The sequence below is a fragment of the Symbiobacterium turbinis genome (assembly GCF_055383075.1).
On the sequence record NZ_AP042433.1, the window covers coordinates 3,056,881 to 3,069,006 of the forward strand.

At 65.9% G+C, this 12,126-nt stretch carries 9 protein-coding genes, 1 pseudogene and 1 riboswitch; of the genes and pseudogenes, 7 read left to right on the forward strand and 3 right to left on the reverse strand.

Annotated elements, in window-relative coordinates:
• Nucleotides 1-20: 20 nt before the first annotated feature.
• Nucleotides 21-2,249, reverse strand: coding sequence for a formate C-acetyltransferase (gene pflB / locus ACZ45O_RS14685; protein ID WP_464854009.1), 2,229 nt, complete (start codon nt 2,247-2,249; stop codon nt 21-23).
• 949 nt (nt 2,250-3,198) lie between these two features.
• Here pflB and fabZ point away from each other — a divergent pair.
• The 4 genes and pseudogenes from fabZ (at nt 3,199) to ACZ45O_RS14705 (ending at nt 6,426) form a co-directional block, all read left to right on the forward strand.
• Nucleotides 3,199-3,645 (forward strand): 3-hydroxyacyl-ACP dehydratase FabZ, encoded by a 447-nt coding sequence (fabZ, locus tag ACZ45O_RS14690; protein WP_464857790.1) that lies wholly within the window; start codon nt 3,199-3,201, stop codon nt 3,643-3,645.
• A 50-nt stretch (nt 3,646-3,695) separates the two neighbouring features.
• Nucleotides 3,696-3,804, forward strand: a riboswitch (SAM riboswitch).
• A 99-nt stretch (nt 3,805-3,903) separates the two neighbouring features.
• Nucleotides 3,904-5,101 (forward strand): annotated as a pseudogene (gene metK / locus ACZ45O_RS14695) (methionine adenosyltransferase).
• A gap of 134 nt (nt 5,102-5,235) precedes the next feature.
• Complete coding sequence (locus ACZ45O_RS14700; protein WP_464854011.1) at nt 5,236-5,631, forward strand: glycosyltransferase; 396 nt, start codon at nt 5,236-5,238, stop codon at nt 5,629-5,631.
• A 39-nt stretch (nt 5,632-5,670) separates the two neighbouring features.
• On the forward strand, nt 5,671-6,426 hold the full coding sequence (locus ACZ45O_RS14705; RefSeq protein WP_464854013.1) for a ComF family protein: 756 nt from the start codon (nt 5,671-5,673) through the stop codon (nt 6,424-6,426).
• Nucleotides 6,427-6,430: 4 nt separating this feature from the next.
• On the opposite strand, the gene csrA is transcribed toward ACZ45O_RS14705, so the two are convergent.
• Both csrA and ACZ45O_RS14715 read right to left on the reverse strand, forming a co-directional pair.
• On the reverse strand, nt 6,431-6,682 hold the full coding sequence (gene csrA / locus ACZ45O_RS14710) for a carbon storage regulator CsrA (protein ID WP_464854015.1): 252 nt from the start codon (nt 6,680-6,682) through the stop codon (nt 6,431-6,433).
• Nucleotides 6,682-7,101 (reverse strand): flagellar assembly protein FliW, encoded by a 420-nt coding sequence (locus ACZ45O_RS14715; protein WP_464854017.1) that lies wholly within the window; start codon nt 7,099-7,101, stop codon nt 6,682-6,684. Before ACZ45O_RS14715 ends, csrA begins: the two co-directional genes overlap by 1 nt.
• Nucleotides 7,102-7,451: 350 nt before the next feature.
• Between ACZ45O_RS14715 and hpf the strand changes: the two genes are divergently transcribed.
• The 3 genes from hpf to secA all read left to right on the forward strand — a co-directional run bounded on the left by hpf (nt 7,452) and on the right by secA (nt 12,061).
• Entirely contained in the window at nt 7,452-7,985 is a 534-nt protein-coding gene (gene hpf / locus ACZ45O_RS14720) for a ribosome hibernation-promoting factor, HPF/YfiA family (protein WP_464854018.1), read from the forward strand.
• A 64-nt stretch (nt 7,986-8,049) separates the two neighbouring features.
• Entirely contained in the window at nt 8,050-9,165 is a 1,116-nt protein-coding gene (locus ACZ45O_RS14725) for a hypothetical protein (protein WP_464854019.1), read from the forward strand.
• 184 nt (nt 9,166-9,349) lie between these two features.
• A complete protein-coding gene (secA, locus tag ACZ45O_RS14730) occupies nt 9,350-12,061 on the forward strand; it encodes a preprotein translocase subunit SecA (RefSeq protein WP_464854021.1) in 2,712 nt (903 codons plus the stop codon).
• The last annotated feature ends 65 nt before the right edge of the window (nt 12,062-12,126 follow it).

Below are 12,126 nucleotides of genomic sequence, written 5' to 3' on the forward strand. Positions count from 1 at the left end.
CACCCCGCCTGCCGTGTTCATCACAGACTCTGGTGGAACGTGCGGCTGATCACGTCGAGCTGCTGCTCACGCGTCAGCTTCACGAAGTTCACGGCGTAGCCCGAGACCCGGACGGTGAGCTGCGGGTGACGCTCAGGATGCTCCATGGCATCCAGCAGGGTCTCGCGGTTCAGGCAGTTGACGTTCAGGTGGTGCGCGCCCTTGCTGGTGTAGCCGTCGAGGATGGCCACCAGGTTGCTCCGCTGCTCCTCCGGCGTCTTGCCCAGGGCGCCGGGCACGATGGAGAACGTGTTGGAGATGCCGTCCAGCGCGGCCTCGTAGGGGATCTTGGCGACGGAGTTCAGCGAGGCGATGGCGCCCTTCTTGTCGCGCCCGTGCATCGGGTTGGCGCCGGGGGCGAAGGGTTCGCCGGCCTTGCGGCCGTCGGGGGTCGTGCCGGTGTGCTTGCCGTAGACCACGTTGGAGGTGATGGTCAGCACCGAGAGCGTGATGTCGGCGTCGCGGTAGGCCTTGTTCTTACGCAGCAGCGTGTGGAACTCCTCCACCACCTCGCGGGCGATGCTGTCCGCCCGGTCGTCGTTGTTGCCGTAGGCCGGATACTCGCCCTCGATCTCGAAGTCGACGGCGATGCCCTGCTCGTTGCGGATGGGCCTGACCTTGGCGTACTTGATCGCCGAGAGGGAGTCGGCCACCACCGAAAGGCCGGCGATGCCGCAGGCCATCGTGCGGTAGATGTCCCGGTCGTGCAGGGCGAATTCCAGCCGTTCGTAGTTGTACTTGTCGTGCATGTAGTGGATGATGTTGAGGGCGTTCACGTAGGTGCGGGCGAGCCAGTCCATCATCTCGCTGAACCGGGACCGCACCTCGTCGTAGTCGAGCACCTCGCTGGTGATGGGCTGCAGCCGGGGGCCCACCTGCTGGCCCGACTTCTCGTCCACGCCGCCGTTGATGGCGTAGAGCAGGCACTTGGCCAGGTTGGCCCGGGCGCCGAAGAACTGCATCTGCTTGCCGATGCGCATGGCCGAGACGCAGCAGGCGATGCCGTAGTCGTCGCCCCACAGCGGCCGCATGATGTCGTCGTTCTCGTACTGAATCGCCGACGTGTCGATGGAGACCTGCGCGCAGAACTTCTTGAAGCCCTCAGGCAGCCGGCTGGACCAGAGCACCGTCAGGTTCGGCTCCGGCGCGGGGCCCAGGTTGTAGAGGGTCTGGAGGAAGCGGAAGGAGGTCCGGGTGACCAGGGTGCGGCCATCCAGCCCCATGCCGCCGATGGACTCGGTGACCCAGGTGGGGTCGCCGCTGAACAGCTCGTTGTACTCGGGGGTGCGCAGGAAGGCGACCTGCCGCAGCTTGATGATGAGCTGATCGACCAGCTCCTGGGCCTCGGCCTCGGTGAGGAGGCCCCGCTCCAGGTCACGCTCGATGTAGATGTCGAGGAAGGTGGAGATGCGGCCGATGGACATGGCGGCGCCGTTCTGTTCGCGGATCGCGCCCAGGTAGCCCATGTACAGCCACTGGATGGCCTCGCGGGCGTTCTCGGCCGGGCGGCCGAGGTCAAGGCCGTACCAACTGCCCAGCTCCTTCAGCTCCTGCAGCGCGTTGATCTGCTCGGTCAGCTCCTCGCGCAGGCGGATGGTGGCCTCGTCCATGGTCCAGGGTTCGGTCGCCGCCTTCTCCCGCTGCTTTTCCTCGATCAGCCGGTCGATGCCGTAGAGCGCCACCCGGCGGTAGTCGCCGATGATGCGGCCGCGGCCGTAAGCGTCAGGCAGGCCGGTGATGATGTGGTTGGAGCGGGCGGCGCGCATCTCGGGGGTGTACGCGTCGAACACGCCCTGGTTGTGGGTCTTGCGGTACTGGGTGTAGATGGTCTTCCAGTTGGGGTCGGCCTCATAGCCATACGCCTTCATGGAGGACTCCACCATGCGCCAGCCGCCGGCGGGGTAGAACGTCCGCTTGCCGGGCTCGTCGGTCTGCAGGCCGACGATCAGCTCCAGATCCTTGTCCACGTACCCCGGCTTGTGGGACAGGATGCCGGCGGGGATTTGGGTATCCACCTTCAGCGGAGCCCGCTTGGCCTGCTCCTCTTTGAAGATGGCGAAGACCTTCTCCCACAGTGTCCTTGTCCGGTCGGTCGGGCCGGTGAGGAAGGATGCGTCGCCCTCGTAGGGACGGTAGTTCTGCTGGATGAAATCGCGGGTGTCGATATGCCGCTGCCAGCGGCCGGGCTTGAAGCCAGTCCAGGCTGTCATCTTGGGCCTCCTCCCTGGTGAAAACAGCTACAATTCACACGTGGTCCGGCGAAATGTCGTTTTTCGCCGGTGAAATGTCGTTTTTCGGCGGTGAGTTGCAGCTGGACTGTACACTACCTATGTTAGGACCCGGGTAGGAGGCTGGCTATTGTTCTCGGGAATGATTTCACATGGAGTGCGAAAGTCTATATCCCTACGCATTAAAGTACCATTGGGCCGGGTGGGTGTACGGGTATGGCCAGCCGAAATGCGGGTGCGACCAGTCAAATGCAGGTGAGACTAGCTGAAATGCAGGTGTGATTAAGCCGAAATGTAGGTGCGACCAGTCGAAATGCATTAAGAACGGGGAGCGGACAGCCGCTCCCCGCAATTGGTTCTAGCAACTCCCGAGGTTGGGGTGGTTGAACGTGAAACCCCCGCCCCAGGGATCCTGCTCAAAACCCAGTTCCGCGCCCTGGAACCAGTGGGCAACCCGCTGCTCCAGGTAGACGCGCACGTCACCTTCGACGATGGTTACGTCGGTGTCTCTCGGCTCTTCCAGAGCCAGGCCCAGGCTGGGGCCGCCTCATCCAAAACCCTGAACGTAGATGCGGAAGCCGACGTTTTCCGGCTTGCCTTCCAGGCGCCGGGCGATTTCGGCGGCGGCCTCCGGGGTAACCGTGATCACTCTGCAACACCTCCGCGGTATATCCCATACCCCGTAGGGTTATGGTAGCGTTCAACGCGGCTTGCGTCAAGCCCCGGTTGCGGGCCAACAGCCGGGTGCAGGACAGGCCGGGACCGGGAAGGAGCCGGTGCAGAACGAGCCAGGATGCGGCAGCAGAAGGGTACAGGACAAGCCGGGAACAGGCAGCAGAAGGGTGCAGCATGCGCCGGGGGTCGAGAGGAGAAGGGGGCCGTTTGGGGAATACTCAACATAAGAATTCCCGGAGATTAGGGGGCGTATCCACTGGACATCAGGCAGATCATGGAGATCATCCCGCACCGGTACCCGATGCTGATGATCGACCGGGTGCTGGAGCTCGAGCCCGGCAAGCGGGTGGTCGCGGTCAAGAACCTGTCCATGAACGAGCCGGTCTTTCAGGGGCACTACCCGGGCAACCCCATCTTTCCCGGCGTGCTGATTCTGGAGGCCATGGCGCAGGCGGGCGCGGTGGCGGTGCTCTCGCAGCCCGAAAATGCCGGGAAGGTGCCGCTGTTCGCCGGCATCGACGAGGCCCGGTTCCGCCGGCCGGTGCTGCCCGGCGACCAACTCCGCCTGGAAGTGGAGATGGTGGCCATGCGCCGCGGCCTGGGCATCGGGAAGGGGAAGGCCTTTGTGGGCGACGAGCTGAAGGCGGAGGCCACGCTGAAGTTCGCGCTGGCTGACGCGCCCGGGGAAACGCACGCCCAGTAGTCGTCCTTGACACCCATTGGGAGCGGTGGTATCCTATTCGCAACTGAATACTCTTATCAAGAGAAGCGGAGGGAACTGGCCCAATGAAGCTTCGGCAACCAGCCTGCGTGAGCAGGTAAGGTGCCAAGTCCAGCCGGGCACACTACCGGAAGATAAGAGGGAAGAGCAGTGTCATCCACCCTCTTCGCGTGTGAAGAGGGTGTTTTGATGTGTAATCGCCTGGCCGGTTTCAAGCCGTCAGAGGAGGTAGATAATCAGATGTTTGAGCAGAAGGGGCGGTACCTCTTCACCTCTGAATCCGTCACCGAAGGGCATCCGGACAAGATGGCGGATCAGATCTCGGACGCGGTGCTCGACGCGATCCTGGCGCTCGACCCGAGGGCCCGCGTCGCGTGCGAGACCATGCTGACCACCGGGTTGGTCATCGTCACCGGTGAGATCACCACCACCGCGTACGTGGACATCCCCAACCTCGTGCGCGACGTGGTGCGCGACATCGGCTACACCCGCGCCAAGTACGGTTTTGACGGTTCGACGTGCGGGGTGATGACGGCCATCGACCCGCAGTCTCCGGACATTGCGCAGGGCGTGGATGTGGCGATCGAGGTGCGGGGCGAGGTGACCGAGAAGGAGCTGCGAGCTCGGCGCCGGCGACCAGGGCATGATGTTCGGCTTCGCCTGCGACGAGACCCCCGAGCTGATGCCGATGCCCATCAGCCTGGCTCACCGCCTGGCAAGGCGGCTGGCCCAGGTGCGCAAGAACGGAACGCTGCCCTATCTGCGGCCTGACGGCAAGACGCAGGTGACGGTGGAGTACGTGGACGGCCGGCCGGCGCGCATCGACACCATCGTCATCTCCACGCAGCATGACCCGGATACCACGCAGGAGCAGATCCGCAAGGAGGTCATCGACTACGTCATCCTCGACGTGGTGGACCGCAACCTGATCGATGACCGCACGCGCTATTTCATCAACCCGACCGGCCGCTTCGTGGTGGGCGGCCCGCAGGGCGACGCGGGGCTGACGGGCCGGAAGATCATCGTGGACACGTACGGCGGCTACGCCCGCCACGGCGGAGGGGCCTTCTCGGGCAAGGATCCGACGAAGGTCGACCGGTCCGGCGCCTACGCGGCGCGCTGGGTCGCCAAGAACATCGTGGCGGCTGGGCTGGCCTCCAAGTGCGAGGTGCAGCTGGCCTACGCCATCGGCGTGGCGCAGCCGGTCTCGATCCTGGTGACCACCTTCGGCACGGGCAAGCTGCCCGACGAGCGGCTGGCCGAGCTGGTGCGGGAGACCTTCGACCTGCGCCCGGCCGCGATCATCCGCGATCTCGACCTGCGCCGTCCCATCTACCGGCAGACGGCCGCTTACGGCCACTTCGGCCGTACCGACCTCGACCTGCCGTGGGAGCGCACCGACCGGGCGGCGGTGCTGCGGGAGAAGGCGGGCCTCTGATTCGGGATGTTTCAGGGCCGGAACCGAGGCGATTCCTCGGTTCCGGCCCCTTTTTGCGCCCGGGACTCCGGGGAAGGCCATGTGTGCCCCGTGCTCCTGCGCCGTCATATTCTGGCTCGCAGGAGGGGGTGGCGGTGCGGGAGGGAGCGTTCTTCTGGGGGTTGCTGGCCCTGGCGGCGTACGGCCTGGTGAGCGCCGTGACCCACGTGGCGGAGCTGATCGGGCGGATGCGGACGGAGGATGAGTCTGTGGCCTACGTCGTGCTGGTGCGGGACCAGGCGGACCGGATCGAGGACGTGCTGGGCCGGATCGCCCGGGAGGCGGACGGCGAGCTGGTGCTGGTGGATCTCGGCTCCCGGGACGAGTCGGCCGCCATCCTGACCCGGCTCGCCCAGCGGTACGGATGTGCCCTGGTCCTGCAATCCGGTCGCCTCACGCGCCAGGAGGCCGTGGCCCGGGCCGTGGCCGCCGCGCAGGCGTCGAAGGTCGTGGTCGTGGATCTGGACGCCTGCCTGGAAAAAGAAGGATAACATTACCCCCGCGGCGAACTCCGCCCGGGGGTGATGGCGTTGCTGCGCACGATCGTCGAGGGGCTGGTGACCATCCTGTGGCCGCAGCGGACCACCTGCATCACCTGCGATGGCCCGCTTCCTGCAGTCTTGCCGCCGCTGGCCTCGGTGGCGGAGACCGTTCCCGTCTGTGACAGCTGCTGGGCGGCCATGCCCTTCACCCTGGACATGCGGCTCTGCATTAACTGCAGCCGCCCGATCCGGGGTGGCTGGGGGCTGTGCGCCGAGTGCGTCTTCACCCCGTCGTACGGCCGGGTCTGGGCCCTGGGGCTGCACAGGGGTGTGCTGCGCGAGGCGATTCACCACGTGAAGTTCAGCGGGCGGCAGGCGCTGGGCGTCGCCCTGGGGCGGTACCTGGCGGAGATGGTGGAGGAGACGCCCGATGTAATCGTGCCGATCCCGCTGCATCCCATCCGCCAGCGGGAGCGGGGGTACAACCAGGCTGCGTGCATCGCCCGGGGGCTGGCCGAGGCGCTGGGCGCGCCGGTCGCAGAAGACGACCTGGTGCGGCTGCGCGCGACCGGGCACCAGACCCGCCGCCACCGGGACGCCCGCTGGCGGAACCTGGCCGGCGCCTTCGGCGTGCGCCGGGGGAGCGAGCCGGCCTGGACGGGGCGGCACGCGCTGCTGGTGGACGACGTGCTCACGACCGGCGCCACGGCGGCAGCCGCGGCGGAGGTGCTCTGGGCGACTGGCGCCCGCGCGGTGAACCTGGCGGTGCTGGCCGTGTCGGACAAACCGGTTCCCGCGGCGTAACGCCCTACTCCGACTCCGGCACGCGCAGCGCCCGGAGCAGTTCGGCCGGCAGCGACGCAGCCGGCTGGGCGGCCTGCCGGTTGGCGGCCACCACCTCGTCGTAGATCTCCTTGCGGAGGATCGTGACGGACTTGGGCGCGACGATGCCCAGGCGCACCACGGCCTGGGGGCCGGTTCCGCGCACCTGAAGGACCTTGATCTCGATGTCGTCGCCGATCAGGATCGACTCCTCGAGTCGTCTGGTGAGCACGAGCATCATGGGGCCTCCTCTGCCGGGTTTCGCTTTGCCTCTCCGAAAAGGGGCTCGCGGATGCGGTACTGCTCGTCGGCCAGGATCACCTGGCGGCCCTTGCGGGTGAAGGGGTTGAAGAGCAGCGGGGCCCGCAGGTTGGCCGTCGCGGCCCGGAAGTCCTGCGGGGGGACGTTGGCGATGGCGTAGAGCAGCACCTGGTCGGGGCTCTCTGCGCCCACGGCGGCCAGGTCCTCGGCCGGGATGTCCGGATTGTACTGCGGGAAGAGCGCGAAGGGGAACACCAACGTGAAGCCAACGTTGGGATCATCGGCGGCCACCAACTGCTTGAACACGTCGCCCGCGCCGGGAATGTCCACAACCATGAAGCGCTTGAGGCCGGGGAAACCGTAAATCCCTGCGGGAAACTCAAAGATCTTGTCCATTTCTAGAGCCCTCCGTCGCTCAGTTCCAGTCTGTGCCCGATTTTCTTCCTTTAGTAGATACTGTTCGGCGCGACCCGGGGTCACGCCTGCACGCGTCCACATGGTTATCCCCACGCGCGAAGCTTATGACAGGCGTTATCAACAGACTTATCCCCATTACCCACATACAGGATAGGCACAGACTGTGCATAAATCGGCCTCGCCGGGGGCGAGGATGAGACCAGAAGTGGTGTACAATATTAGTAGCAGAGGCCGCGCAGGTGGCAGGGAAACGGCATGCTCGGAGGGAAGAGAGTCATAACCCTGAGAAGGGCCCGGCAGGGCCCGACGAACTGGGAGGAGTTGGGGCCATGCAGGTTGCGGTACGCGGTAAGAACATCGAGATCACCAAAGCGCTCCGCGAGTATGTCGAGAAGAAGCTTGGCAAGATCGAGAAGTTCGTCGACCATCCGATCAAGGCACAGGCGAATCTCTACGTGGAGCGCGGGCGGCACATCATCGAGGTCACCGCAGAGTTGAACGGGTGGATCCTGCGGGGGGAGGAGGCCACCAACGACATGTACGCCTCCATCGACCTGGTGGCCGATAAGCTGGAAAAGCAGGTGCAGCGGTATCGCGCCCGGCTCCGCCGGCGCACGGGGGCGGGTCCGGCCCAGGCCGCCGTGGCCTCAGCCGGGGAGGAGGACCTGGACGCCGAACTGGACGGCAAGGTGGTCAAGACCAAGCGGTTCCCCGTGAAGCCGGTGACGGTGGACGAGGCGATCCTCCAGATGGACCTGCTCTCGCACGACTTCTTCGTATTCGTGAACAGCGACACCGGCAAGGTGAATGTGCTCTACCGTCGCCACGACGGCGACTACGGTCTCCTGGAGCCGGAATACTAAAAGTGGGTGTTCCAGCCCCGCCGCCGATCCGGCGACGGGGCTGTCCTGTGTGGGAGGCATTCGGGTGCGCACGGCAGCGATCATCTTCGAAGGCGGCCCTCCGGCGGAGAACCCGCTGCAGGAGAGCCTGGTTGGGCTGCGCCACGCGGTGACCCTGGACACGGTGGCCAAGTTCTGCGCGGCGGGGCTCGATCAGGTGGTGCTGGCCACCAACCACGGCGCGCTGGCGGAGGCGGCCGCCCGGCTGGGGGCCCGCATTTTCGACACGCGGGGGTCCTCGTTTCACTTCGGGCGCAGCCTCCGGCAGGCGGTGCGGGAGAGCGGCGCAGACGCGGTCATCTACCTGAGCGGCGCGGCGCTGCCGCTGATCGGCCAGGAGGAGATCGCCTGGATTCGCGCGGCCCTGAGCCGGAATGAACCGACGGTGGTGGTCAACAACGTCCAATCCGTCGATCTTGTGGCCTGGCAGCCGGCCGCACACCTGGAGCGGGTCGACCCGCCGGAGAACGACAATTTCCTGGGCTGGCTGCTGCGGGAGACCGGCATGGAGCGGGTGCTGCTCCCCAACAGCGCGGCGGTCAACTTCGACCTGGACACGCCGACCGACTACCTGATCCTGGCGCTCAGCGGCCGGGGCGGCCCCAGGGCGCGGGCGGCCCTGCGGGCGGCGGCCTGGCCGGACGCGCGCCTGCGGGCTGCGGCCGACGTGCTGGCAACGGAGCTTCCCGAGGTGGCCCTCATCGGCCGGGTGGGCTCTGCCATCATGGAACACTTCAACCGCAACCTGCCCGTGCGGCTGCGGGTGTTCTCGGAGGAGCGGGGCATGAAGGCCCTGGGGCGGGAGGCTGCGGGGCTGGTGCGCTCGGTGGTGGCCGACCTGGTGGAGGACCTGGGGCCGGAGCGGTTCTTCGCCCGGCTGAGCGAGACGTGCGACGCGGCCTTCTTCGACACGCGGGTGCTCTTTGCCAACCGGGGACGGCGGGTGAGCGAGTGGGACCGGTTCCAGTCTGATCTGGGCGCGGTGGAGCGCATTGAGGATCCCTTCGTGCGGGCGTTTACCCGGGCGGCTGTACAATGCCCGATTCCCGTGGTGCTCGGCGGCCACTCGGTGGTGGCCGGCGGGCTGTGGGTGCTGGCCGACCGGGCGATCGCCCTGCGTGGGGGCCCTGCACGTTACTGATTATCGTCGCTTTCTTCTGAACTTGCCAATTGATGCTCGTTGCTTGTCCGTGCTTGGCATGCTAAAATATCGCGGATGCCTGCGTGGGCGCGAACGTGACGCGGGTTTCGGCGCATCTATATGAGGAGTGTATGAACGATTTTTGCGCCAGCCCGCTGGCAGATTAGCGAAGAAGGTGTAAGCTTTGGCTTTGAAGATCCTGGAACGCATCTTTGGCGACTACAGCGCGAAGGTCGTCAAGCGCCACCAGAAGACGGTGGCCCTGATCAACAGCCTGGAGCCGCAGATGCAGAAGCTCTCGGATGCCGAACTCGCCCACAAGACGGTGGAGTTCAAGGAGCGGATCGCCCGCGGGGAGACGCTGGAGCAGCTTCTGCCCGAGGCGTTTGCGGTGGTGCGGGAAGCGTCGGTCCGCGCGACGGGAAGGCGGCCCTTCGACGTTCAGCTGATCGGCGGCATCGTGCTGCACGAGGGCAACATCGCCGAGATGAAGACCGGTGAAGGTAAGACCCTGGTGGCAGCCATGCCGCTGTACCTCAACGCGCTTCTCGGCCGGGGCTGCCACCTGGTGACGGTGAACGACTACCTGGCCAAGGTCGGCCGCGACGACATCGGCCGGATCTACAAGTTCCTGGGCATGACCACCGGGCTGATCGTGCACGGGCTGACCTCGGCGCAGCGGCGCGAGGCCTACGCCTGCGACATCACCTACGGTACCAACAACGAGTTCGGCTTCGACTACCTGCGGGACAATATGGCCATGCACCCGCAGGACATGGTGCACCGCGAGTTCTTCTATGCCATCGTCGACGAGGCCGACTCGATCCTGATCGACGAGGCACGGACCCCGCTGATCATCTCCGGCCCCTCCGGCAAGCCGACGGAGCTTTACTACACCTTCGCGAAGATCGCGGAGCGGCTGAAGCGCGACGAGGACTACATCGTCGAGGAGAAGGAGAAGCGGGTGGCCCCCACCGAGGAGGGCGTCGCCAAGGTCGAGAAGTGGCTGAACATCGACCACCTCTACGAGGGCGAGAACCAGCAGCTGGTCCACTACCTCAACAACGCCATCAAGGCGAAGGAGCTCTTCCACCGCGACAAGGACTACGTGGTGAAGGACGATCAGGTGATCATCGTCGACGAGTTCACCGGCCGCCTCATGTTCGGCCGGCGCTGGTCCGACGGACTGCACCAGGCGGTGGAGGCGAAGGAAGGCTGCAAGATCGAGGAGGAGACGCAGACCCTCGCCACCGTAACCTTCCAGAACTACTTCCGCATGTATAAGAAGCTGGCCGGCATGACCGGTACGGCCCTTACGGAGGAGGAGGAGTTCCGGAAGATTTACGGCCTCGACGTCATCGCCATTCCCACCAACAAGCCGGTGATCCGCATTGACCACCCCGACATCGTGTACAAGACGGAGCGGGCAAAGTTCAAGGCGGTGGCCGACGACGTGGAGGAGCGGCACAAGCGGGGCCAGCCCGTGCTGATCGGCACGGTCTCCATCGAGAAGTCGGAGTACCTCTCGCAGATTCTGACCCGCAGGGGCATCAAGCACCAGGTGCTGAACGCCAAGTACCACGAGCGCGAGGCCGAGATCGTGGCGCAGGCGGGCCGGTTCGGCGCGGTGACCATCGCGACCAACATGGCCGGCCGCGGTACCGACATCCTGCTGGGCGGCAACCCCGACTTCGCGGCGCGCCAGCGCATGCGGGCGGACGGCATCGATCCGGAACTGATCGTCGCCGCGACGGACATCATTCCGTCCCAGGACCCCGAGGTGCAGCAGGCCCGGGAGATCTACCTGAAGTACCTGAAGGAAGAGGAGGCCAAGTGCGCCGAGGAGGCCGAGAAGGTGCGCGCGGTGGGCGGCCTGTGCGTCATCGGCACCGAGCGGCACGAAGCCCGGCGCATTGACAACCAGCTGCGCGGCCGTTCCGGCCGTCAGGGCGACCCCGGCGAGTCACGGTTCTACGTTTCGCTGGAGGACGACCTGATGCGTCTCTTCGGTGGCGAGATGGTCTCGAACCTGATGAACCGGCTGGGCATTGAAGAGGACGTGCCCATCGACAGCCCGATGGTCTCGCGGGCGATTGAGAACGCCCAGAAGAAGGTCGAGGCCCGCAACTTCGACATCCGTAAGCACGTGCTGCAGTACGACGACGTGATGAACACGCAGCGCGAGCTGATCTACAAGCAGCGCCGGCAGATCCTCGAAGGGCACGACACCCGCGAGGTCGCGATGGATGCCATCGCCGCCGTGGCCGAGTGGGTGGTGGAAGAGGGCGTGCCGGAGGGGGTCTACTTCGAGGAGTGGGACCCCGAGATTCTGGTGGGGCTGGCGGAGGACTTCGGCATCCCCAAGGGCTACGTGAAGGTGGAAGACCTGCGGGCGGCCATCGAAGGGGTGCGCCGGGAGCAGGAGGGCCGGCAGAAGCTGGCGAAGGCCATCGAGGAAGCGGCCGTCCGGGCGTACGAGGAGAAGGAACAGCGGCTCGGGGCCGAGACGATGCGGCAGCTCGAGCGGTTCCTGCTGCTCCGCACCGTGGACGAGAAGTGGATGGACCACCTGGACGCCATGGACGACCTGCGGGACGGCGTTGGCCTCCGCGCGTACGGTCAGCGTGACCCGCTGATCGAGTACAAGATGGAAGCCATGGAGATGTTCAATTACATGATCCGCTCGATTCAGCGGGACATGGTGCGCAACCTCTTCATTATTGAGGTGGCGCGTGAGCCGCAGCGGCCGCGGATCATGATCACTTCGGGCAGCCAGGGTCCCGAGCAGCGGCAGCCCGTCCGCAAGGAAGGCAAGAAGGTCGGGCGCAACGACCCGTGCCCGTGCGGCTCGGGCAAGAAGTACAAGTTCTGCTGCGGGCGGGCGGCGAAGGCGTAGCGTGCATGGCGTGTTCTTCACGAGCTCGGAGGTCAGACGCCAGTCAGGCCTCCGAGCTTCTCTCG

Excerpts from the sequence above, each read along its gene's own strand:
- pflB (WP_464854009.1), bottom strand. The coding sequence starts at position 2,249 with ATGACAGCCTGGACTGGCTTCAAGCCCGGCCGCTGGCAGCGGCATATC.
- csrA (WP_464854015.1), bottom strand. The coding sequence starts at position 6,682 with ATGCTCGTGCTCACCAGACGACTCGAGGAGTCGATCCTGATCGGCGAC.
- ACZ45O_RS14715 (WP_464854017.1), bottom strand. The coding sequence starts at position 7,101 with ATGGACAAGATCTTTGAGTTTCCCGCAGGGATTTACGGTTTCCCCGGC.
- hpf (WP_464854018.1), top strand. The coding sequence starts at position 7,452 with ATGCAGGTTGCGGTACGCGGTAAGAACATCGAGATCACCAAAGCGCTC.